This window comes from Planctomicrobium limosum, from assembly GCF_051465645.1.
Classification (GTDB): domain Bacteria; phylum Planctomycetota; class Planctomycetia; order Planctomycetales; family Planctomycetaceae; genus Planctomicrobium.
Genome location: NZ_CP195790.1, coordinates 4,219,685 through 4,243,751, shown reverse-complemented (window position 1 = coordinate 4,243,751; position 24,067 = coordinate 4,219,685). Strand labels below are relative to the sequence as shown.

The 24,067-nt window shown below is 52.8% G+C and carries 19 protein-coding genes and 1 tRNA gene; 8 read left to right on the top strand and 12 right to left on the bottom strand.

Translation table 11 applies throughout. The annotated features are described in order from the left end of the window. Positions 1-17 precede the first annotated feature (17 nt). The 3 genes from SH527x_RS16210 (at position 18) to SH527x_RS16200 (ending at position 1,778) form a co-directional block, all read left to right on the top strand. Complete coding sequence (locus tag SH527x_RS16210; RefSeq protein ID WP_437191722.1) at positions 18-404, top strand: arsenate reductase ArsC; 387 nt, start codon at positions 18-20, stop codon at positions 402-404. A gap of 39 nt (positions 405-443) precedes the next feature. After that, on the top strand, positions 444-989 hold the full coding sequence (locus SH527x_RS16205) for an N-acetyltransferase family protein (RefSeq protein WP_437191721.1): 546 nt from the start codon (positions 444-446) through the stop codon (positions 987-989). A 156-nt stretch (positions 990-1,145) separates the two neighbouring features. Beyond that, positions 1,146-1,778 carry a DUF2306 domain-containing protein gene (locus tag SH527x_RS16200; RefSeq protein ID WP_437191720.1) on the top strand — a complete coding sequence of 211 codons (633 nt, stop codon included), beginning with the start codon at positions 1,146-1,148 and terminating at the stop codon, positions 1,776-1,778. Here the strand turns inward: SH527x_RS16200 and SH527x_RS16195 are convergent. From SH527x_RS16195 to SH527x_RS16180, 4 genes are all read right to left on the bottom strand, one after another. After that, on the bottom strand, positions 1,775-2,542 hold the full coding sequence (locus tag SH527x_RS16195) for a DUF1559 domain-containing protein (RefSeq protein ID WP_437191719.1): 768 nt from the start codon (positions 2,540-2,542) through the stop codon (positions 1,775-1,777). The two genes, SH527x_RS16200 and SH527x_RS16195, sit on opposite strands and share 4 nt — an antisense overlap. A gap of 173 nt (positions 2,543-2,715) precedes the next feature. Further along, on the bottom strand, positions 2,716-3,540 hold the full coding sequence (locus tag SH527x_RS16190) for a sulfite exporter TauE/SafE family protein (RefSeq protein ID WP_437191718.1): 825 nt from the start codon (positions 3,538-3,540) through the stop codon (positions 2,716-2,718). Continuing rightward, positions 3,537-4,961 carry an MBL fold metallo-hydrolase gene (locus SH527x_RS16185; protein ID WP_437191717.1) on the bottom strand — a complete coding sequence of 475 codons (1,425 nt, stop codon included), beginning with the start codon at positions 4,959-4,961 and terminating at the stop codon, positions 3,537-3,539. The genes SH527x_RS16190 and SH527x_RS16185 overlap by 4 nt, the downstream gene beginning before the upstream one ends. Before the next feature lie 168 nt (positions 4,962-5,129). Further along, positions 5,130-5,693 (bottom strand): rhodanese-like domain-containing protein, encoded by a 564-nt coding sequence (locus tag SH527x_RS16180; RefSeq protein WP_437191716.1) that lies wholly within the window; start codon positions 5,691-5,693, stop codon positions 5,130-5,132. Positions 5,694-6,243: 550 nt separating this feature from the next. Here SH527x_RS16180 and SH527x_RS16175 point away from each other — a divergent pair. From SH527x_RS16175 to SH527x_RS16160, 4 genes are all read left to right on the top strand, one after another. Next, the gene (locus tag SH527x_RS16175; RefSeq protein WP_437191715.1) at positions 6,244-6,939 is read left to right on the top strand and encodes a VIT1/CCC1 transporter family protein; all 696 of its coding nucleotides are present in this window, start codon (positions 6,244-6,246) and stop codon (positions 6,937-6,939) included. 1,164 nt (positions 6,940-8,103) lie between these two features. Beyond that, the gene (locus SH527x_RS16170; RefSeq protein ID WP_437191714.1) at positions 8,104-9,411 is read left to right on the top strand and encodes an MFS transporter; all 1,308 of its coding nucleotides are present in this window, start codon (positions 8,104-8,106) and stop codon (positions 9,409-9,411) included. Between the two features lie 957 nt (positions 9,412-10,368). Beyond that, positions 10,369-11,319, top strand: coding sequence for a DUF1559 family PulG-like putative transporter (locus SH527x_RS16165; protein WP_437191713.1), 951 nt, complete (start codon positions 10,369-10,371; stop codon positions 11,317-11,319). 333 nt (positions 11,320-11,652) lie between these two features. Further along, positions 11,653-11,862, top strand: a complete 210-nt coding sequence (locus SH527x_RS16160) for a hypothetical protein (protein ID WP_437191712.1) — start codon at positions 11,653-11,655, stop codon at positions 11,860-11,862. A gap of 941 nt (positions 11,863-12,803) precedes the next feature. Here the strand turns inward: SH527x_RS16160 and SH527x_RS16155 are convergent. From SH527x_RS16155 to SH527x_RS16130, 6 genes are all read right to left on the bottom strand, one after another. Further along, positions 12,804-13,373, bottom strand: coding sequence for a hypothetical protein (locus SH527x_RS16155; protein WP_437191711.1), 570 nt, complete (start codon positions 13,371-13,373; stop codon positions 12,804-12,806). Beyond that, positions 13,349-15,433, bottom strand: coding sequence for a hypothetical protein (locus SH527x_RS16150; RefSeq protein WP_437191710.1), 2,085 nt, complete (start codon positions 15,431-15,433; stop codon positions 13,349-13,351). The genes SH527x_RS16155 and SH527x_RS16150 overlap by 25 nt, the downstream gene beginning before the upstream one ends. A gap of 277 nt (positions 15,434-15,710) precedes the next feature. Further along, positions 15,711-16,625 (bottom strand): ABC transporter ATP-binding protein, encoded by a 915-nt coding sequence (locus tag SH527x_RS16145; protein WP_437191709.1) that lies wholly within the window; start codon positions 16,623-16,625, stop codon positions 15,711-15,713. A 4-nt stretch (positions 16,626-16,629) separates the two neighbouring features. Beyond that, positions 16,630-17,016, bottom strand: coding sequence for a GntR family transcriptional regulator (locus SH527x_RS16140; protein WP_437191708.1), 387 nt, complete (start codon positions 17,014-17,016; stop codon positions 16,630-16,632). Positions 17,017-17,451: 435 nt separating this feature from the next. Further along, positions 17,452-17,526: transfer RNA gene (locus SH527x_RS16135), tRNA-Pro, on the bottom strand. Positions 17,527-17,899: 373 nt separating this feature from the next. Next, positions 17,900-19,711 carry a dynamin family protein gene (locus tag SH527x_RS16130; RefSeq protein WP_437191707.1) on the bottom strand — a complete coding sequence of 604 codons (1,812 nt, stop codon included), beginning with the start codon at positions 19,709-19,711 and terminating at the stop codon, positions 17,900-17,902. A gap of 345 nt (positions 19,712-20,056) precedes the next feature. Here SH527x_RS16130 and SH527x_RS16125 point away from each other — a divergent pair, with 345 nt between their 5' ends. After that, positions 20,057-22,336, top strand: a complete 2,280-nt coding sequence (locus tag SH527x_RS16125) for a hypothetical protein (protein ID WP_437191706.1) — start codon at positions 20,057-20,059, stop codon at positions 22,334-22,336. Between the two features lie 301 nt (positions 22,337-22,637). Here SH527x_RS16125 and SH527x_RS16120 read toward each other — a convergent pair whose 3' ends face one another. Both SH527x_RS16120 and SH527x_RS16115 read right to left on the bottom strand, forming a co-directional pair. After that, on the bottom strand, positions 22,638-22,940 hold the full coding sequence (locus tag SH527x_RS16120; RefSeq protein ID WP_437191705.1) for a hypothetical protein: 303 nt from the start codon (positions 22,938-22,940) through the stop codon (positions 22,638-22,640). Positions 22,941-23,359: 419 nt separating this feature from the next. Then, positions 23,360-23,893: a hypothetical protein gene (locus SH527x_RS16115; protein WP_437191704.1), complete on the bottom strand. Its 534-nt coding sequence runs from the start codon at positions 23,891-23,893 to the stop codon at positions 23,360-23,362. Positions 23,894-24,067: the final 174 nt, after the last annotated feature.

Below are 24,067 nucleotides of genomic sequence, written 5' to 3'. Positions count from 1 at the left end.
GCCAGACCACAATATCAATGAAAAAGATACTCTTTGTTTGCGTCGAAAATTCGAATCGCAGCCAGATGGCAGAAGCGTTCGCTCGTATCCATAGCAGCGGGAAGATCGAAGCCTACAGCGCTGGTTCCCGTCCCTCTGGCCGAGTGAACCCTAAAGCGATCGAAGCGATGAAGGAATTAGGCTACGATCTGTCCACTCATGACTCCAAAGGATTACAGGAGTTCAATGGCAGCGACGTCGATGTTGCCGTGACAATGGGTTGTGGCGATGAATGCCCACTGGTTCATGCAACCCAGCGGGTCGACTGGCAGATCCCAGACCCGCGTGACATGACACCCGACGAGTTTCGAGGCGTTCGAGATTTGATCGAAGAAAAGGTCAAAGCCTTAATCGCCAGTCTTTAAGCTTCTGCCACCGCATCGCTTCTCAACAAGATGCAGGAGATGAACGTTCCATCCCATCAAAACAACGGGCATCATTATACGATTCGGTTAGGTCGCGAAGACGATGCCCCTGCAATTTGGCAGATTCTCGAACCAGTGATTCGCGCCGGAGAAACCTACGCTCTCCCGCGCGATATGACTGAGAAAGAAGCGATTGCCTACTGGACGGCACCGGACCGCGAGACGTTTGTCGTTGAGGCCGATCGCCAGATCCTCGGAACTTACTACTTGAGGCCGAACCAACTCGGGGGCGGTTCTCATGTCGCGAACTGCGGGTACGTCACGGCAGCTCAAGCACGCGGGCAAGGGATCGCTCGCATGATGTGCCTCCACTCGCTTGAAATAGCCATGGAGAAAGGCTTCAAGGCGATGCAGTTCAACTTCGTTGTCAGCACAAACGAAGGCGCTGTCCGGCTCTGGAAACGACTTGGTTTCCAAGTGATCGGGATTGTTCCGAATGCGTTCGCTCATCCATCAAAGGGGGACGTCGATGCACTTGTGATGTTCCGAAAACTCGAGTGTTCAACTTCAACACAATCTGACTGAACGCTAACCTCTAGACCGTATCGGTCTATCATGTGGCCGCGCAGCAGCGTTCTCAATAAGAGAAACATTGAATCCCGCGTGCCAGATTCGCAACAGGATTTTTGGAAGTGCTCTAAAGAGTGAAAGCCACTTCGCGATCAGTCACGAGTTGGAACGATGCAGTCGTGGAACCAGTGGAAAATCTTGAAGTTCCTTGTCGGCGCGCTGATCCTCAAGGTGAACGCTAACATCGTCCTGAATTACCAGGACTACTTTCCGCCAAATTTCGATTCTGAATTCTTGAATGGGCGCGAAGAGTACTTCTATGGACCCTACCAATGGGCGTTCTGGCTCCACATTGCTTCAGGTCCACTGTCCCTGATCCTCGGCCTCCTGCTCATCAACGATCGATTCCGAGTCAGGCTCCCGGTGTGGCATCGAATTCTCGGTAGAGTTCAGGTGATCAACGTTCTCTGTCTACTGGTTCCGAATGGACTATGGATGGCGATGCACGCGGCAGCTGGCCCGATCGCCGGACTCGGATTGGCGACGCTGGGAGTTCTGACGGGACTGACAGTCGCGATGGGCTGGCGAACGGCATTACAGAGACGATTCTTAGAGCACCGCAGATGGATGCTGCGAAACTTCACGCTGCTCTGTTCTGCAGTTGTCCTGCGACTAATGGCCGGGACCGCGACGACATTCGACTATGGCCCGACCTGGTTCGATCCATTGATCTCCTGGGCGTGCTGGGTCCTTCCATTTCTACTGCTTGAGTTGTCTTTTACAGCTTTTAACCGCCGTCGTTAAAACTCACCAATTTCCTCACCACCTGAGATCGTGAGAAACGCACGGAGATTCTTCTGGGGCGTCTTGTCACTGAGAAACCGAACTGCTCCATCAGCGAATGCGACATGCATGCCTCCAATATGAGATCCAGCCGGCATCGGTGTTGTCACACCAAAATCTGCCTCTGTTCCGTCGCGTGGTTCCATCCATTCATAAGAACGATTGATGGGCAACTCAATAACCATCGCGGTTAACTCGGGACCATCCTTGAACTCGGACAGGCTCTGAGGACCAATTGGCGAAAATGCAAAGCCCTCTCCGACAATCACAACATAGCCCGTGTGATTGTCAGGAATTAACGTCGAAGGACACCGATAAGACGGTAACGAAGCTTTACGGACCCCAGCATTCACAGGGTCGTCCCACGGCTTGGAGAAATCGATCTTATCATAGAGATCTTTCTGACCGAGGTAAGGCAGGATCAATGACCTCCAACTGTGAAGTCGACTGCCTTGCGCATCGACAGTGAACGCAGGTGGAAACACACCGTACTCATCGTGGTATTGATGAAGAGCCAACCCAATCTGCTTGAGATTATTTTTACACTGTGATCGTCGAGCGGCTACATTGGCACTCCGAGGTAGCGGCAGAAACAACGCCAGAAGCACGATGACAATCAGTATCGAAGAGCTCCAACCAATGATCCGCCGCAGGAGGCGATTCTTCGACGGTTGCTGCGACACTTCAGCATCGGACTGGGAGTCAGACAAATCAGGATGATCCATATCACAAACCTCATCACGAGCGATCTCTACTGCACTCCACACAGCATCACTCTAAAACCACATGGAATGCACAGCAAGGCAAATCTGAACCGGAATCCACGAGTTCCGCTGCAACGCGATCAGCCTTTGAATGCCTTGAAACCGCCTCGATATTCCTTCTGAATAATTGTGAATTATGTAATCAGGTTCCGCATAATCACAAACAGGGCCACAGCGAGAATGGCCACCACGAATACTTTCTGCAGGACAGGTCCGGACAGTCGCTGACCGATTCTGCTTCCTATAAACAACCCGACGACTCCTCCCAGGACAAACCACGGAGTGACCTCCAAGGGAACAGTTCGTCCTGCCGAAATCTGCGAAATTACCCCGGCAACACTGATGAGCACAATCACCATTAGCGAAGTTCCGACTGCTCGATGAATTGGCATTCCACTGAAGAGAACGAGTGCCGGAACAATGATGAATCCGCCGCCGACACCGAAGAGGCCCGACAGGACACCTGTTACCAGTCCCACCAGGAGCAGAAGTACGGCACAACGAGAATTCAGAAGCAGTTCCCCAGTGACGTCACGTTGACAGGTCGGGCCATCCAGGCAGTCGTCTCCTGTCTTGTTGAGAACAGGTTGGGGTTGAAGTTGATTCGCCTGCTGCCAGAGCCGGATAGCGGCAATAACCATCAAACCTGCAAAAGAGAGCATCAGTACCGATTCTGAAAGCCGGTTTGCAATCCATGTTCCAAGTGGAGCACCAAGCATTCCGGCGATGGCGAAGAGCAAGCCTGTTCGCAGTTCAACCTGGCCGCGTCTCCAGTGAGACAGAAAGCCCACCATTGAGACGATTCCGACAGCGGATAGCGATGTCACAACAGCATCTTTTGCTGGCATCCCCAGTCCATAGACCAGTAGCGGTACAGCAAAGATTGCACCTCCTCCCCCGGTCAGCCCCAATGACAGGCCGATGATGGCTCCAAAGATCAGGGCGAGCCCCCACATCATCGACCTCCATCAGGTCGAGCTTCGCCTTCAGTCGGAAACCCGGCCGTTTTCCATGCCTTATAGCCTCCCTGCATATTGGTAACGTGATGTCCGGCCCGTTGCAGTAGGCTGGTCGCGATCGCCGAACGTCCTCCTCCCTGGCAATGCACAACAACCGGCTTTGCATCGTCAATGTGATTCATTTCCCGCAACAGCTTGCCAAGAAACAGATGCCTGGCACCGGGGATGTGACCGGCTTGAAATTCGGTGAACGCCCGCACATCCAGCAGCGTGGCTTCTCCACTTTCAATCCGGGAATACAGTTCCTGTGGAGAACAGGAGGGGTAAGACTGCGTTCTTAATCCGGCCTCCTGCACAGCGGAATTGAGGAAGTAACCACAGACGTGATCAATTCCGATGGACCGCAATCTTCGCAACAACTGCGGTACGGCAGCGGTGTCAGTCAGCAGATAAACCGGCTGCGAGTCATCGACCAGAAACCCCGCCCATCGGACCAGCGAATCAGCCGGAATGTTGATCGTTCCCGGAACATGTGCTTCCGCGAATTGAGGCGACGACAGCGTATCGATCACCAGATACTGTTCGGCGATCCGGTGGAGGTCTCCTGCAGGAGACAGCTCAACGGCCGGAAGAGAACTGATCAACTCAGGCCCCACTTTGTTGACCCGTTTCATAATCGCAAAGTAATACGGAGTCTCAGGCTGGTCGGAAAGAATGTAGTCGACGAATTGCTGTTCATCGCGAAACTGCAATGCGGGGTTGAAGCGTTTCTCATAGCCGACGGTGCTAGAGGGAATGGCTCCCAGCCCCTTGCCGCAGGCACTTCCTGCTCCGTGAGCTGGCCAAACTTGCAGATGGTCCGGGAGGTCGTGAAATCTCCGCATCGAGTGATAAAGTTGCCGTGCGCCAGCCTCTGCACTCCCGACGACACCCGCTGCCGTCTCCAGCAGATCCGGTCGACCGATTGATCCGACGAAGACGAAATCTCCGGTGAAAATTCCCATTGGTTCCGTCGCACCGCCCCCTTCATCGGTCAGCAGAAATGACAGGTGCTCTGGTGTGTGTCCCGGCGTATGAACCGCTTCAAGTTTCACATTGCCGACGTGAAACGTGTCGCCGTGCTTCAGGAGCTGCGAGTCGTATTGAGCGGCATAGAGATACTTCCAGTCCGCCGGTCCTTCATCTGACAAGTAGAGCTTCGCTCCAACCCGATCAGCCAGTTCTCTGGAACCGGAGACGAAGTCGGCATGGATGTGTGTCTCGGCCGAGCCGACAATCCGCAATCCTTGCTGAGCGGCGGCTTCCAGATACGGATCAATGTCCCGACCAGGATCGATTACCAGAGCGTCACCAGTTTTCTGACAACCGACCAGATAGGAGGCATGGGCCAACGCCGGGTCATAGAAATATTTAAGCAACATGGTCTTGATCTCTAAATAATGTGATTTAGATCAATTATTGAAATTGTGCTGCATTACTGGCACGCGGCATTTAGTCGTTTTTTTGCCGACAAGACTGTTGTACGGCCACTTGAAAACCAGAATCAGTCAAAGGCGGCGACAGGGACATCGTTCACAATACAAGGTAAATTAACTGATAGGGCAAGACACCTTGGAGTCAGAACCACGCACCTGATTCCATGGCATTCGGGCAAGCAGCATGGCCATTCCGCAAGTATCGGTCACTCCGGCAAAGACCAACCCTGCTCCCACAAACGCCGCCAGCCCCATCCAGTACGGATGGACGAGTATTCCCAGCACACTTCCGATCAGAACCAAAGTTCCGGCCGCAATACGCACCTGCCGTTCCAGTGAGATCGTCTTTTTTCCGCGAATCACTGGCAGCCCTACCTGCTCCCAGCCCGACGTTCCACCTTCGATATTCACCACGTTTGTGAACCCGGACGACTGAAGTTGCTCGCATGCTTGCTTGCCGCGACTTCCCGATCGGCAAATCACATAGAGTGTCCGATCAGAGCCGGTTTGTTCGGTCTTCAACTGTGCGGCATTCAATCGATCGAGCGGCACATTACGGGCGAAGTCGATATGCACTTCCCGGAACTCAGCCGGAGTCCGCACATCAATCAGGTCAACTTCTTGTCCTGAAGATTTGAGTTCGTAGAGTCGCTGTGGAGTAATGGTGTTGATATTCATGGTCTTCTCTTCGAATCAGTTCAAACATTCGACAGTTCGGAAACATATTGACTATTATGACCCCAAAGGGGCGTCAAGGACAGACCCCCGCGTTCCAGCGTTCCTCGACACACTTCATCAGGCTCTATAAATGTGTGTTAATGACGCGGTAAGAAAAGTTGCGTCCTTCCTTTTCACTCGCAAGAAACCCGCACCGCTGCATGAGTTTCATAGGCTGAGTTGAGCGATTAAGCGAAACCCAGATTGCCAGTCGAACAATGAATCGGCAAAGCTGGAACGTCCAACTCATCAGTGTACACCACTGGAGATTGTCGCATGCAACGCAAACGAAGCAGTGAGCGTCGAATTTGGCTTCGATTCTGGGGAGAGTTGAGAGAACACGACGTCGTTTGAACTTTCTCTGCGGCCCATTGACGAGTGGAAACCACCCTATGGAGAACCGCCGCCCCCTGCAACTCATGATGCTCCATGCATTTGCCAACTTAGCTGTTCGCGGCGTACGATGGCGAAGAGCACAACGAAATGACGACGACAAACAGGGGGCTTCGACGTGTCCAGACTACATGTGGAAAAACATCGTACCGACCGAATAGGTTGGTTGCGAGCCGCAGTGCTCGGAGCAAACGACGGCATTGTTTCAACGGCAAGCCTCGTAGTGGGAGTCGCTGCGGCCAATGCAAGTAGCGGTGACATCCTCGTCGCGGGAGTCGCCGGACTGGTCGCGGGTGCAATGTCGATGGCCGCTGGCGAGTACGTCTCGGTGAGTTCGCAGTCAGATACTGAGCAAGCTGACATTGCACGGGAGACGAAGGAACTGGCGACTGACCACGAATTCGAACGCGAAGAATTGGCCGGAATCTACGTCAAACGGGGCCTCACTCCTGCGCTCGCCAAACAAGTGGCCGAGCAGTTGATGGCTCACGATGCGCTTGCCACTCACGCCAGAGATGAATTGGGAATCTCCGACCTGACGACGGCTCGTCCAGTACAGGCGGCGTTCGCCTCCGCAGCGACGTTTGCGGTCGGTGCGGCATTGCCCCTGGCAACAGCGCTTCTTTCGCCAGCCAATACGCTAATTCCTGTCGTCGTCGTTAGCTCGATCTTCTTTTTGGCGCTCCTTGGCGGATTTGGAGCCCATGCAGGCGGTGCACCAGTTCTCAAGGCTGCCGTGCGAGTGACATTCTGGGGCGCATTGGCAATGGGGCTAACGGCGGGAGTGGGAGCTCTGTTCGGCATCGCCGCCTGATTGGTCAGCGGCACTGTCCAGACACTTTCAGATCCAAGCCAATCCACGTAGACGGTCGGTTGGCATCCTGAAACTCCTGACGCCGTCTTGCTTTCGCTTCGTCCTTTGCGTCGCTTTCGTCGCATCGCTTGACCCGTTGCGATCTTGAGGCAGCAGTCCCGCACCATAAAATGAAGTCAGTATTCTGTTGAACTCTTCAGTCTCGCAGGCTGAGTTGAGCGACTTTAGCGAACCCCAAATCGGCTGGGGCTGCAATTTCCAACCAAACTGCGAACGCCAACGCAAATTTTCACGTGCGATATAAAAGGAAACAGCAAGCGGTGAACTTGGTTTCGAATCTGAGGAGGTCGCGAGACCAAGGAGCGTCAGCGAAAGCCAACGCACAGAAGAGCCAGAGATTCAGCCAAAAGAGGAATCCCACCTACAGCTGCATGTGCAACCACTGGCGGGATTGTTCTGTTCAAAGCAAGTCTGAATGACAAGACGGCAATTGAACTTTTTCTGAGCGCCGTGAGGATATGGGACATCGAACTGCGGTGGCTTCTCGACACACCCGTCGGCGGGAATTGACCGTATGAACTCCGGTGGTAACCGGCGGCGGGCAAGAACCGTTGATATCGAGACCGCCCCGATCCTCTGTTCGGGTTCGCCGCTTTGTTATGCCTCAACGATAATAAATTGACTTTGCTATAATTGGATATTATTGAAATCCTCAAGCAACATCGATTCGAAATGTCTTACCACACTTTCCGCAGTGCTGTATCGACAAGTCGACCGTGATGTGCCAATCTGAGAAACGAGGTGCGATGAATCGACGGTCACTGCCTCGTCGCACGATCCGGAACCGATGGCTTTGAATCGCTCGCGGCACTTCACCGCGTCCGCTATCTCGTCGATGATTTGCGCTCCGCCGACCGCAGTATGATGACTCAACTGCAAAGCCGCCGATTGAGTGGACATCGGCCATACGATGCAAAGGTCCAGCCTGCCAACGGTCCCGACACCCGGTTTCGCGGAAACGGAGTTCGCCGACATGTGTTGCAAATTTGTGCTGGCATCACCCGCCCTGGCCGCGAACGCCGTTTGCCATGAAGTCATTTGCAACGATGCCACTGGTACGGCTTCTGATCATTCCCCGGTCGCAGCGACATTCGGGAGACCCGTATGAACAATCAGACTGAAAACGCGTCGTTAACATCCGACACCGAGCAAAGCGGTGCGGATCCTTCGCGTGCCCGGCATTGGTGGAATCGCACCGTCATCGGTGCCGGGATCACGAGTGCCCTCGGTGATTTCTGCTATGAGACGACGACGGTCATCTTACCCAGCTTCCTCGCGGTCCTCGGAATTCCAGCGGCAGTGCTGGGGACCATCGAAGGCATTGCCGACATGGTGGCAAGCTTCACCAAGATGATCGCTGGATTCATCGCCGATAAGCTGGGGCACCGAAAACTGTTGGTACTGGTCGGATACTCTCTGACTCCAGTCGGGCAAATGCTCATTGCGCTGGCAGTCGGCTGGCCCCTACTTCTGTTAGGTCGCGCGGTCTCGTGGTTCGGGAAAGGCTTGCGCGGCCCATTGCGTGACTCCATCGTAATTCAATCAATCAGCCCTGAAACCCGTGGCCGGGCCTTCGGCTTTCATCGGGCGATGGATACCGTTGGCGCAGTGCTCGGGCCGCTGTTCGGTGTGGCGATCCTCGACTGGGCGCAGAGGATAACTTGGCAAGACGCAACCGGACCATTCCGTCTTGTGCTTTGGTTAAGCATCATCCCTGGCTTCCTCGCCGTGCTCACATTCCTGACACTCGTGAAGGACCCGGCGCACTCCCCGAACCCCAAGCTGCGATTCTTCACGTCACTGCGAGGACTGCCATCCAAATTCAAACACTACCTCGGTGCTGTCGGGATATTCGGCATCGGCGACTTCTCACACAGCCTGCTCATTCTGGCGGCAACACAATTACTCACGCCTTCACACGGTGTCGTGCAGGCCGCTCAAATCGCGGGGCTTCTTTATGTCGGGCGCAATGTTGTACAGGTCGTGGCGTCTTATCCGGTCGGCGTAATCGCTGATTGGTTAGGCTCGCTGCCGGTGCTGATCGTTGGTTATGGCCTGGGCGCGACCACGGCGGTTCTGACCGCTGCCGCCTTCTACTTTGAGGTACGCAGCCTGTCGCTGCTCGCGGCAATCTTCGTAGTTGCTGGCGTCTACATGGCAGTCCAGGAAGCACTCGAATCGACGGTTACCGCAGGACTGGTGAAAGAAGAAACACTCGGAACCAGCCTGGGAGCGCTGGGGACGGTGAATGGCACCACGAAATTCATCTCAAGCACTTCCGTAGGTGTATTGTGGACCGCCGTCTCACCTGTGTTCAGCTTTGGATTTGCTGCCGGGATGATGGCCCTCGGAACGATTTTTCTAGCTCGGATGCAAAGGGGAACAGGTGACGGGACGAACAAAACTCCGTAACATTCTACCTTCAATTGAGTTTCGGCAACAATTATTTTCCGAGACTGACCGTTTGATCTCCCGCTGACTGACTCAGTTTCACATCAGCCCAAAGCTAAACGCCAATTACTCGAAATCGTCTAGTTGAACTCTGTTTTCGACGGCGTAACTCTCTGCCCTGAAATGAAAAGGCCCCTTGACCTGCTGGCCAAAGGGCTTCTTGTCTCATCAAGTCGGGATGACGTGATCGAACACGCGACCTCTTGCCCCCAGCTTCGTAGGGTGTCAGCGGAACGTATCAAAAATCACCATTGACTAATCCACATTCATCAATACATTAAACCTCCAGTGTTGGTACAGTGATCTATTTTCGTACCAAAACATCGTATCATATTGAATCCCTTTCACTTACGTGAATTTCAAACAAATCGAATTATGGTCAATTGCGGGCCAAAACATTGACAATTCAGACCGTATTCCGATCGAAAAGCTGAATAGAAGACTCCAATTTGTAATTTTCCAAAGGGCTCATCGAGCTTCGAAGTGAGGCCATTCATTTTCGTGAAAGCCAGCCCCGGACAGGGCACCGAAGTGTCGTAACGAGTTCGACAAGACTGCCGACGAACCTTCATGCCGAAAGCTCAGCTTATTTTTTTGGACTTGCGAGCAAAAGTGCCAAATGGAGATGCCTCAGTTGTCATGCGCCACACGCTCCCATTGCTTCGTGAGCACATTGAATACCGGCTGCGGCTTCGTCACCTGTGATGCGACAGTTTCACTGATGGCATTCGACTCAACCGCCCTCCAATCCGGGGGCTGCGATGCATTGCCGATCAGCCAAACACAGGTACGGTGCCAAACAACTCAGTCCCAACAGACCATAGTTCAACAGCTTTCAGATCGTACTTTCGCAATCATTTCCATGTACTGCATCAGCATTTTCAATCAGCACTTCAAGTGAAATATATCAGGTGAATCATGCGAAGAATTGGGCCTGGAAAATCTGGATTTACATTAATCGAGCTACTTGTCGTCATTGCCATCATCGCGATTCTTGTTTCGCTATTACTTCCAGCTGTTCAGCAGGCGAGAGAAGCAGCCAGACGATCTCAATGCAAAAACAATCTCAAGCAGCTCGGCTTGGCTATGCACAACTACATTGATATCTACGGAGGTCTTCCTCCCGGGTTCGTTCAGGCCCCTCCAACCACATTTAACCAGCTCACTTGGGTTGCGATGATTTTGCCAATGATCGACCAGGCGAACTCATATAACAAACTCAACTTTAACATTAACATTGGTAGCTTAGTTGCCGGCACTCCGAATGCAGAAGTTGCAAGCAAACCACTGGTCGCAATGCTGTGCCCTTCAGACGGCAATAATATGGATGGTCAGCCACCAGGAACGAGCTTGTACGCTCGAGGCAATTATGGCGCAAGCGCCGGAATCGGCCCGATGCTGAAGGTAATAACCGCAGCGGATGTTGCTTACGCGCTGACACGTGCAGGTCGCGGGCCATTCGAAGCAAACACTTTCACAAAGGTTGCAGCAATCACCGATGGAACGAGTAACTCTGTCCTGATTGGCGAAATGCGAATCGGAAAAGGGAGCACAGAACTTCGGGACCAGCGTGGCGTGCTCTACTATCCGGAAGGGCCGTTCGTCACCTTCAACGATACTCCGAACACCTCTGTCCCTGACACAATGCGAATCGGACGCTGCGATTCGACCGTCGTGCCACCTTGTACTGAAACATATGCGGCATGGGATTCCAAATCATTGCGCTGGTCATCCCGCAGTATGCACACCGGCGGAACGCATGTCCTGATGGCGGATGGTGCCACCCGATTCGTCAGCCAAAACCTGGACTTAACGACATGGCAACGACTTGGAGTCCACAACGACGGTCAGGTGGTCGGTGAATTCTAGGAGCAGGTTTCACAACCGACGTGGCGAGTGGGCACCCTGTGTGTAAGCCGAGTATCATACGAAGGGACGCACGGCCTTTTATCGGGCTCAGCTGGAGCGTCCCCCCTCCTGAATCCCGTTCCACTCCAGTTGTGAAACGACCTCAATACAGTTTGAACTTCTCATTTCCCACATGGGTGGTCTTCATTTCATTTGAAATCATGACCACCTTTTCGATCACCTCAGATCACATTCAATCATTCATTACAAAGCGAACTCCTCAGCGGATCCGCCATTGATCCAGGCCCCCTGAGTCGATTTCACTTCGCTTTTCACTCTCACCGGAAACATGACATGATCAAGTCTCTCTTCTGCTTGGCATTGGTGCTCCTCGTGTCAGGTTGCGGCGGGCCAACAGCGCCTCAACGTGCGTCGGTGTCTGGCGAAGTGCTTGTCGATGGTCAACCACTCTCCGAAGGTGTGATTTCCTTCATTCCAACCGACGGAGTCAAAGGCCCCACAAGTGGCACCAAGGTCTTGAACGGCCGCTACCAGGCGAAGTGAACGATGGCCCCGTGCTTGGAGCACATCGCATCGAACTCACGGCCTTTCGCATGGCGGATGGATCTCCGTTGAAGAAATCTGAAAGTAGCGGTGCGGATCAAGGCGAATCAGCAACGTCAACCGGTGGAGAAATCGTCCAATTCATCCCAGCGGAATATAATTCGAAGTCGACTTTGAAGTTAGATGTTCAATCCGGAGCAAACCCGTTTAACATTAACGTCAAATTGAAAAAATAGACTGGTCTGTCGTCAGACCTTCCTGACAGCCAGTAGCGTACGGTTCCGTCACAACGCCCCCGACAGAACTCGCCGACGTAACTCTTTATTTCTGGGATCCGGGGCTGGGAAGCCGGATTGCGGCGGTGGCCGGGTGCCATGTTCGCATCGCGCCAGCAGGGCGAACATGCCGGAGATTGCCGAGCGAGATGTTGTTGGCAGTTCTCTGCCACTCTTTAAGCCCGTGGAACCGCGGCGGGGTGGCACTTCTCCGCGTTGTGACGTCTTAGGGTGCCACTGGCTCTGCCAGTGTTTCGAGCATTGGGCATTGCTCACAAAGTGAAATGGCACGCGAGCGACGATGCGTAACCGAGACGAGAGTCCGGTAAAGGCGGATTGCCAAACGAAAAAAGGCTCGCTGCAAATTACTGCAACGAGCCTTTTTCTTTTCAGTCGGAGTGACAGGACGGCAATTGAACTTTTTGTGGTAGGAATAGCGGGATGGCCACAGAATGAACGGATCATTCACTTTCTAGCTTCGGTCTTTGGCTCTTTTAAAGAGACGTGTCCGCAGGGCTGCGGATTGTGAGCTTAGGCGTAACTTCGCTTGGCTACGAGGTCGATAGCGTTTGTCCCCAAAGGGGACACGTTCCCGTTCGTCCTCCTGGGTGGATCGGCAAAGCGGCAATCGGTTAGTCCGGTCGTTTACGCTGTGCCTCTTCTTTCTCACTCCCCAGGTGGTGGCAGTGTATGGAGGTTCTGAATTCTCTCGGTTTTCTCTGGCATGTTCTTCAGCGTTCGCGAAAGCACCTCCCAGGTTGATAACCAACCTGTCGTATATTGGAATCTGGGGTTTGCAAAGAGAATCTTTTTGGACTCAATAAGTTCCAAGAGATTCTCCAAAGCTTTATCTGAATCACGAAATGTGGATCTCAGATTCACAGTCAAATCACGTCCACCGGGTCTGATTCCTCTCGCCTTGAAAATGATGGGCTGTCCTGCGGGGATGACAAATCTTGGGGAGAGAACTAACGGATAGGAAAGCCCGTGAGGTTTGTATTGAAACTCATAGGGATTAATTAAATCCCAGTCTGGCCACTGGACATCTTCGAGTTGTTCAGGGTAGTGGCCGTTTTCAATTCGATACTTCTCAAGTCGAGAGATAACTGAAGTGATCCAGGCTGCTTCATAACAGCGGGAAAATTCCTGTTCTGCATTGGCGAATATCTCTGCCTCCAAAAAACTCAACGGAGTTGTTGATTCCCATTTTGTTAACACGGAGTTGTTGATTCCCATTTTGTTAACTCTGAAATCTCATTCCACCTCGGTGCGGGGAGAATGTTCTCGGCCTGACGAGCGATTGCCTTGTTCGTTTGTTGGTTCAGCAACCGCACAAGTCGCTCCCGCTCTCCCACAAGGAGAGTGAATGGGAAGTGACCGATTGAGTCTTCGAGGCGTGTGCCAATCCAGGTTTGTTTCCCCCAGCCAGTTCTGTAATAGGCTTGTCGTGTTGTGATGTAATTATTCTTGATTGGAATTGATGGGACCAGCGGAAGACAATCAATAAGTCGCTGCAGCGACTCAGTGGTCTGTCGTGGATCTTGCGCCCAGACTCGTAATTTGTCTCGCAAAGAAAAGTTCATGGAGAGCGACATCGCGTATTCATTTAGCGTCGGTGAAGCGTTAGCGAGTGCGAATGTCATCCTCAACGCCGCTTGCAGGTCCTCCCATTGCTCGTCCAATGAAGTTTTCTCGGTCCCGACAATACCTTGAACTCGGTCCCTGTCGAATGCAAACATCAGGGTGTTTGCTTTGGGCTCATTCACCAGAAACTCAGGATCGATTCTCATTTGGGGTTGCTGTACGGCTTGATGGGCCATCTCGCGAAATCGCTCCGCAAACGGTTTCGGCATTGCTTGACGTTCAGCGATCGGGAGCGTCGCGAGATCAAAGAGGTCTTGCCACTGCCCGGTCCTTTCGGGATCGCTTTGTGCCATTTCACGTTCATGTGCACGCCAGTCGAAACCGGGATCGACCAAAGGAATTTCGCCGATTCTCCAAATGAACATACCAGCGAATGAAATCGCGAGCGGGACGAAGATCCAGGCAGCGCGTTTGAGGAGATGTTTCCAGGACCAGCGTTCCTTCACCCAGTCATCCATCAGGAAGAATGACGCCATGAGGGTCGCCACAATCAAAGGGCCGCTCGAAAGCCAGAGCGGGATGCGAAAGACCATCAGCAACAAGTGCAGGAATGTGAGACCCGAACAGGCAATAACACCGAGTGCTGCTGCGAGGATTGGATTTCGAAACCACTGTCCCAGAAGTTGAACTGTCGTGTAACTACATAGGATATAGGAAGCGATAATGGCGATCTGCCGAGGAACTGGCGGCGACCATGGCTGACGTGGGTTCAGTTGGAACGGGTCTGAGACGAGCCCAAACTGAATCGACATGTAAGTTGCAATCGCTCCTAGCACCAGTAGCACGGTGAGCCAGACAGTTTGTCTACCTATCCACACCAGCGAGGGTGATACACCATGCTCGGCGTAAAACCGATTCATCCTCTGCCGCTGATCGTCGGAAAAAGAGAGAAGCCCCAGAGTTCCCAATAGTAACCATGAGCCGAATAAGGAGCACATTAACCAGGTAGATACGATGGGGGCGGATTGGTGGAATGTTCCGTACGGAATCAAGAATCGGGCTGGAATCCATCCACTTGTTACGATCAATCCAGCGAGTAATACCCAACTAGCTGTTCGCAGTTCCTTCCAGACGATAACGGCCAGAGCCCGGTTGGAAAGTGACGCTCGAGAAGCGGACCACTTCAGAAGCCTGGTTAGTTGGAAGCGTCGCCGATAGTCGAACCAACTGGCAGCGATCAACTTCACTCGCGACCAGTCAGGGCCTCCTCGCAGCCATACTGGCACAAGTGGTACGCTTCCTAGTAACAGAATCACGGCACAGAAAAGTGTACTAATACTCAGGTTCCGTTGTAGAAATAGCGGGGAGGTTCCTGCAGCAACAATGAGCATTAACATGACCGCGACAGCAAGTAGCAGTCCCCACATCACCCGCTGAATTAATAACGAGCAGAAGATCGACGCTGCCAATCCCAGCGGGATCGAATGCAGATAGGAAGCGTAAACTTGCGACTCGTTCCGAATTGAAGTTTCGATCGCTACGCCGCCTGAGATTGCGGTGACTCCAATTGCCGACAGATGGAGCAATGCCATCAGCAGTACCAGGCTGGCAATGGAGTACGTTAATTTTCCCGCCATCAATTCTTGAGGGCGGACCGCAATGACTTGCAGTAGTTGGTCTGTTTCATCTTCCCTCTCCTTCGCAAAAAGCATTACGCCGCTTGCGACCGCATAGCAGGTGCAGAGAACAGAGCCGACGAGAAATGGATATAATCGAAGCTCGTTTTGGCTTGCTTGGGTAAAGAATATGAAAATGAATTGCAGGAGAAGTGCTCCTGCCAAAAGCGCCAGCCAAAGAGATTGCTGGACGCGAAATTCTTTCCAGAGAATTCGAGTGAAACTGCGGGAAAACATAAGACGATCCCGTTCGTGTAAGCGGCCCAGACAATGACGTTGTCACTCAGTATTCGAGATCCGAAACGAAGCCTATCTAGACCGGGACTGTCTCCCCCAAGTCCAACTTAGGGCGTTTCGCACGCAACAAAAGCAGGAGGATGTCCTCAAGATTCGGGCGACGCACTGCCGCAATCAGGCCGGCGGTTTTCATCTCTGATAATTCCTGTTCATCGAGATCACGAACGATCAAGTGGTGCTCGCGTCCTCGTGGGAAATGAGCGATGACTGTTCCTGGCATCGCTGGAACTTCAGCGGTCGAGTCAGTCTGTGTGAGCGTGACTTCCCATGTCGACCGTTTGAGATCGTCGAGTCGCTCAAAGCAGACCAGTTTGCCTTCGATTAGAATTGCCACCAGATCAGCGACCCGTTCGACCTCGTTTACCTGATGGCTGCAGAGTAAAACAGACCGGTTCTGGCTGGCGACGTCCACCATACTTTCAAGAAATTCCCGACGTATCAGCGGGTCCAGTCCTGAAGTCGGTTCGTCCAGGATTAATAGGGCCGGTTGATGGGCCAAGGCCAGTGCCAGGGCGACCTTGGATCGTGTTCCCTTGGAGAGTTGAGAAATCTTATGCGATGGGTCGAGGTGAAATTGTCGTGTGTACTGTTCGAAGGAGGATTGATATCCGGGAGGATAGAAGCCGGCGGCGAACCAACCGGTTTCTGCAATGGTCATCCAGTCATACAGGGCGGGCTTCTCGGCGACGTATCCAACTCGAGAGCGAATCTCGCGACTGTATTTCACACTCTCCATCCCGAGGACTTCGGTGCGTCCAGAATCCGGTTTCTCCAGGCCAAGTAAGGTGCGTATCGCCGTGGTCTTTCCGGCGCCGTTAGCCCCCAATAATGCACAGACCGACCCCGGGGGGACCTCTAAACTCACATCATCCAGCGCCTGGGTCTTGTGAAAACGCTTCGAAACATGCTGCATCGACACGATGGAACTCACAAGGTCACCTCTTTTTCTGGACTTGTCGGATTTCCGCCTCTACGAGTTCTCGAATTTCCTCTGCTGAAACCTGATTCTGCACTGCTTCCAGAATGATTGCCCGCAGGCGTTCACGGATCAGGTCGAGACGCAACTTTTTGCAGACTTCCGGGGCATCTGCTGTGATGGCAAGTCCGGTTCCTCGAATTGGAACAAGGATCCCCTCCGCCTGTAATTCCCGATATGCCCGAGCAACTGTGTTGGGGTTTACTGCCGCCAGAGACGCCATTTCGCGGACGGATGGAACGTGTTCACCCACGCCGAGGCTGCCATTAGCAACTGCAAACTTAACCTGTCGAACAATCTGCTCGTAGATTGGAATGCCATTCGATGTGTTGATGTGTGGAATCATACTACCGTGTTAGTTTGCTAGTACACTAAATCCAGTCGGTAAGGTTGTCAATAAAAATATTTCAAAAGAACGTCGACTCGGGATTCACTGTGTCAACACGTGAGTAACACGTCTTCCTCCGCTGACGGTGTTGAAGTTGACACGCAAGTGGCCCCAGTCGACTTGACCTGTGTGCTGACTTTCACATCGCTGGTTGATTGACTCTCGACCTGTTACGGCAAACCCGAGTTCCTGCCAACGACAAGTACAACCACCACGAGCAAGGAGACTGTCTTGAAACCTTTTACGCGGGACAGCCGAAGTCGGACACCCGTTGCCGCATCGACGACAGCTCGAAATCGTCTGCTTGAACTCGGTTCTTGACGGCGTAACTCTCTGCCCTGAAATGAAAAAGCCCTTTGACCTGCTGGCCAAAGGGCTTTTTGTCTCATCAAGTCGGAGTGACAGGATTCGAACCTGCGACTTCCTGCTCCCAAAGCAGGCGCTCTAGCCAAGCTGAGCTACACTCCGTGATTTTCCTGACAGTCGAAGCCATTATGAGTGAGGACACTCTCGGATGGCGTTCGTTGCTGTCGGGAACGGCATGTTATGGATTTTTTGGAGGAAAACAAGTCCACTTGCCGTCTGTCAGGCGACTCGTTTCAGTTTTCCTCCAAAATCTTGATCTCCTCGGTTCTACTCCAGCAATTATTGCCGAAAGAATGCCGTAATCATCGTGTAATTGACGACTTACACTCGCTTCGCCGTTGATTTACCTGAACATTTGCTTCCAACTTCTACACTCTGAATGACTGAAGTGAGCTGCTGAGACAGGGAGGAAACAGAAATTTTTCCTGCTCCCCATTCTCAAACCGTAATCACATCAATGACCCTCGATCTTGCATCAGGTTCGCGAGAGAATTTTCAATTGGCGGCCCCCCAAGGAATGGAAATCCGCAAGTTCTGTTCGAAGCCGCTCGGTTTCCGCGGAGAGCGATTTTAACTGATCCGCCTGCTGCTTGGCCGTGTGAACGACCTCTTCCAGTTCCGGATAGAGACTCCGGCCAATGCGAGACTGCACCAGCTGATCAGTCATCGCCATCACCCTGGCCTTTAAGCCTCGCTGCAATTGACGCGTGAACCGGAAGATCAATGCTCCACAGATGATCAGGAGAAACAGACCTGCGGCGATATAGAAATCCGTCGTGAGAAAATGTTCCTGCTGCAAAAATGTGTCGTAAAAGAAGTTCTTCCCCACCCGATAGAGGACAAACCCGAGATACAAAGTCAAAACAAGCTCGTACGTCGCGCGACGCCACCACCGGGAGTTCTCTGCCGCCTGCTTTTGAATCACGTCGTCAATGCGACGGCTCGCTCCGCCAAGGAAGTCCGCTTCCACATCGAGCGCATTGAGGCGAATGTCGGCGCGGTTGCGATGCTGGACCAGTTGAGAATTCAGCCCTGCGGCCGAGACGTGTCCCCGAATCACGATCTCTGACTCGCGCAGGAGTGAGTCGTCCAGCCCCATCTGCCCGAGTCGCTGCAACGTCGCATCGGCAACTTGTTCTTGACGGCGCCCTTCCAGCCAGCGGACTCCCTGCACGGTCCCCAGGATCGCAACCTGAGCAGCACTTCTGGCACGAAACAACATGGATGACGCGACGAGATTCCCGAACCCGTTATAGATTCGCAGCACACAGGAAAATGGGCTGAATCCCCAGTTGTCGATCACCGTCGAAACCAGCCGGCGTTCCCAGAGTCGGTGATTACTCAGCAATTCTCCCTGAAGCTTCCCTGCCATCTGCCGACAGAGATCCACCTGTTGAGCATCGATTACGGTATTGATGTTCGCCAGTGCTGCCTGCTTCTCTTCAACGAAATGCAGACAACGAGACAGCCCTGCCTGTAGAAGTTCCAGAACATTCGCACGCCGCACGCGCACGCGATCAGAGGCTCCGAGCTTATTGAGAAGAAGATCCATCAGGCGGCCCATGTCCCCGGAGGGACGCCGCCCACTTCGCTGCTCGTTGATGGCTTTGAGGGAATCGACAAAGAAAACTTCCGGGACTTCGTACTCGTCCGCCAGAGTTCGTTCCCAGTCCTCGCGAATGTCTTCGTCCAGATCCGCATGGGTTTGCACAAAGATAATGCGACACCCTGAAGCGGCGGATTTCAGTTCATCGGCAACACGCGCGGAGCGGTATTTCTGCTGCGTTGAAACGTAAATCAACACATCACAATACGGCAGCAGAGTTCGCAGTCGTTCGAGATTGTTGTTCTCATCGCCCCCTTCACTGGTGTCAGGGTCCGGGCAGTCGAGCAAGACGACGTCTCGCAACAAATCGGCGTTCCGCTGAATGACATCAAGGTCATCCAACGGCAATCCCAGGTTCTCAGGGTTCGTTTGTGAATGTGTGATCAGAACCGGTCGTTCTGTTGTAGGACGTTGCCGACCAGACTTTGTCACTTCTTCGCCGACAAGCGCATTCACCAGAGTGCTTTTACCAGTTCCGGTTCCCCCAAACGTTGCGACGACGAGCGGGGTTTCCATTCGAATCCGGAGTGTTTCCAGACGTTCGGTCACCCGACGGAGCAACAACTGACTTTTCTGAATCGGTTCCCAATCACTTGGCTGCTCGATCCATGCGTCCACACGACGGCGCAAAGAATCGATCGACGACAGCATTTCGAGTTGGCGAACTTCTGAAAGCGACATGGTACAACTGACATGCAACAATGGGGGCACCGCACCAGTTTCACCAGACAACATGAATCATGCGAAACCGGCTTTTCCCAAATGGTAAACCAAACAGCTGATTCCGGTTGCAGAGAATCAGAAAAGAAAACTGCTTTCCATGAGAATCTGTTCTGATTAAGAGAACAAGAGCAGCAATCCCTGCGAACAATACTTCTGACACAGTTGCCGGAGAGACATTGAACTTCGACAATACACGCTCGGCATGATCCTTGCTTTGTATCGATCCCACAAGGCAAACTGATTCGCCGGAATCGCGAGTTTCCTGTCCTGAGATGAACCACACTTCCGCACGATCGCGTGGCAATGCGTTTGTTTGTTGAACCTGTCTGGAGTTGGCCTTGGGTGGGCGTCGCAGCGATTGCGATGATCACTCTGGTTCTCCTTACCTACCCACAACGGGTTCGCGGTATCGCTCCATTCTGGCGAAAGGTCCTGATCGGACTCCGCCTGTTCTCAGCGTTGATTCTTATCTTCGCAATGCTCCGGCCTGCGATCGAATACTCGGAATCAGACAAACAGCATTCAGAACTCGCTGTGCTGTTCGATCAGAGTCGCAGTATGCAGACCACTGATGGGCCGCGTGGGCAAACACGGCGCGAAACGATCGTTCAACTCTGGAAAGAGCAAGAACCGACGCTCGCTGCCATCGGGAAAGAGATCGACCTGAAACTGATGGATTTCGCCGACGCACTCACTCCCATTCAGGAACCGGGGGCAGAGGCGGAAGGAAAGCAAACGGCGATCGGAAAAGTTCTCGATGAACTGAGAGAACAATCTCGAACAGACCGCCTCGCAGGAATTCTGCTTCTCAGTGACGGCGCACAACGCGCTGGGGGCGAAGACGATATTGATCCGCTTCAAGCAGCACGTCGACTGGTGGAAGAAAAAGGAGTCTCCATCCATCCTGTCGTTGTCGGGACATCGGAGTTATCAACCACCGGACTCGACCTGGCGATTGATGACATGGAACTCGATCAACCAGTCACCTTCGAGCGAAAAACTGTCCCGGTCCGGATGAAAGTCCGTCTGGAAGGGGCCGCTGGAAAACAGGTTCGTGTTCGGCTGCTGATCGAAGACCGATCTGGCAAAGCACTCGGGGAATCAGGGCCATTGAACCCGATTCCAATCAGCCAGGACGCACGTCCTTTCACAGACATTCAAACAACCGAGAACGCTACGGTGATGAATGTCGAGCTTTCTTTTGTCGCCGAACAGGCTGGCGATTACAAAATCGCTGCGGAAGTCGTCCCGCAAGAAGGCGAGATCAAACTTAATAATAATCGCCGCGAAACATTAATTACTGTTCGCAAGGGAGGCCTGCGAGTCGCCTACTTCGACACATTGCGTATCGAACAGAAGTTTCTGCGAGAACTGAATGACACGGCGAAAATTCAACTCGACACTCAGTTCATCGTTGGTGGGCGTCGTGCGAACCCTTCAGTGCTCGACCCGAAACTCTTTGAACCAGGTGCTTACGATGTCTATCTGATTGGCGATCTGCCGGTGGAAGCATTTCAGGTGCAGGGAAAGAACCTGCTGGCAATGCTTGCAGAACGGGTTCGTGAAGGAGCTGGCCTGGCAATGCTGGGAGGAGCCAGAAACTTTGGAGCTGGCGGTTATGCGAATAGCCCCATCGCCGAGTTTCTCCCAGTTCGAATGACACAGGATGAACGGCTTGCGCCAGACGCGCCGCCATCACCCGGTGTCGGTCATCCCGTCAAAATGCTGCCGACACGCGATGGCGAGCGTAAGTACCTGATGCAGTTGTCCTCACAGGGGAACGACCGAATCTGGAGACAACTACCGGAGATGGCCTGGGCAAATAAACTCGTCCCAAAATCCGGAGCAGTTGAGATCCTCGCCGAGTCCGAGCAACAGGAACCATTGCTGATCGTTTCAGATACAGGTAAGAGCCGTGTCATGGCGCTCGCTGTTGATGAAACATGGAAGTGGCATCTGCACGGACATGCTGCCGAGCACCAACGATTCTGGCAACAGGTCATGCTCTGGCTGGCAAGAAAAGAGTTCGAATCCGATCAGCCAGTCTGGGTGCGAGTTGAACCGAGAAGCTTCTCTCCACTTGCCACTGTCCCGATTGAGATGGGGGCACAGGATGCTGATGGAAATCCTCTGGCGGATGCCCAATTTGATGTCGAGGTGATTCCGCCGAATGGAGAAATCAAGAAGCTGATACCTCAAAAACGTGGCGATGGCGGTTTCGCAGAATTTTCACAAACATCAGAGCCCGGTGATTACTGGGTTCGGGTTTCGGCGAGTCATCAAGGCGAGTCCCTCGGGATTTCCGCGATGACCCGATTTGTGATTGATGAGCGTGATCTAGAGCTGGATAACCCGGCTTCTGATCCAACACTCATGGCAGAACTTGCTGCCATCACAGGAGGAAGCGTTGTCCCTCCAGAGCAGTTGGGCGAGTTCCTGACGACCTTACTGAAAGAAGGAATTCCTTCCGAGCTCAAGAGGACCAGACGGATTAACCTCTGGGATAACTGGCCTCTTCTTCTCTTATTTCTCAGTGTGATGTCGCTGGAATGGACCATCCGAAAATGGAAAGGTCTCGTCTAGCCCGTTTTAATGTCATCAACTCTCTACATCCACTCTGCCACGTTATGCATGGTGAGCAATTATGTAACGAGATCGATGGCATATCGATGCGATGTAAAAATGACCCGCACCAGTCCTAAGCAGACTTACTCTCTCGCAGAGCCAAACTCAGCTGAGCAGAATCAGTTTGCAGACTTCAGCAGAGCGTTCTGATCACACTGACAAGTGACGGCGACTCAAACGGTGATAATGGGCCGATCACCGGAGAGAGACAATCACCATTGAGACGACTGCTCGCGTCCAAACCATAGACCGGAACAGTCTAGAATGGTTTGTAATCAAGAGCGACTGTGCTGGTTGGTGCATACGCCGTTGTCGTGCCTGGCATCATGACCTGCTGTCCGATTGGCTGCAGAGAGCCGCTTGGATAGACACCGTTACAGTTGCCAGTTGGGCAATTTGGCTGCATGTATTGAGGCTGCTGAAACGACTGCACGGCTGGTGAGTATCCCGCTCCATAACCATACCCACCTCCACCACCGCACGGACTGCAGGCGCGCTGTGCACAGCATCCAGTAGCTGTTGTGAGTGCTGCCAACGCGACAATGCTTGCGAACCGCTTCATATCAAATTCCTTATTGATTTAATGATGCAACAGTGATGGGGGGCGAGGAAACTTGCCTGCCCAAGGCGTGTTTCAGCGGCCGGAACGTTGAGTGACTGGAAGATGGGAACTAGGAGGATCACAGCCAGTGAATGGAAACTTTTGGTGGCTGCGGACCGGGAAATTATGCCGGACGCCAGATTGCGTCAATACGAATTCCAAGAAATCAAAACTTAGACTCAAGTTCCCAGGAAACATTACCGATAGCCCGCCAGGCCCAGCGTTTTGTTTGGCGAATCATTGTAATTTATTCAATGGCGAAGCCAGCTTCGTAACGAAGCAATCCGATTCAGCTCGGGCCAGACTATTTATCTCTCGACAGCATCGTGAACGAAAGCAGATCCACAAAGAACCGGTGCACGGCTGACTGCACCACAACCTTAATTGTCACTTTGCGGTCGATCATTCTTCCCAGCAGTTGTCATTGCGGTCCGATAGACCTGCAGTTGCCTCCAGACGCACCCCACAGACATCAGAAGCAGCCCAGCGATCCAGACGTAGTAGCCAACATAGAACTCTACGACAAACACCATTCCATCACGTCTACCAATAAGAGGGACAATCAGTAACCCAAGCACACAAACCACTGCAACGACACAAAAGAACCACGGGACGCCACTGATCTCTTTAGACTTGTCGAAACCAAAAACAAGAAGAAAGAAAACAGTCACGTTGGCAATTGTTCCAAGTAGAGCAGCAATCGCAGCATTGTTGGAAAATGGATCACCAGGATCGACATTAAAGCAGAAGATGAATCCGCACAAGAAGCACATTAGGCCGGGCACATCATCTCCCAACTTGACTGCAGGCAACGCCATCGAAATCGCGTACAGTCCTACTCCCATCATCAACAGAATTTCATTACGTTCAAACGTGACAATCTTCGGTTGTTCATCTTGAGGCTGTTCTATCATCGCAAATCACAATCTAACGGAATGTGAACAGGCCGGTCCCTTTCAATGACAGGATACAAGAACGAACGCTGGAGTTCGCAAAAAAATGCCCGCCAGCTCGTTTTCACGTCGCTGGCGGGCATTCGAATTAATCAGAACCGAAAACTCACTTCGGGCCGTCTCTTCAGTCGTGAC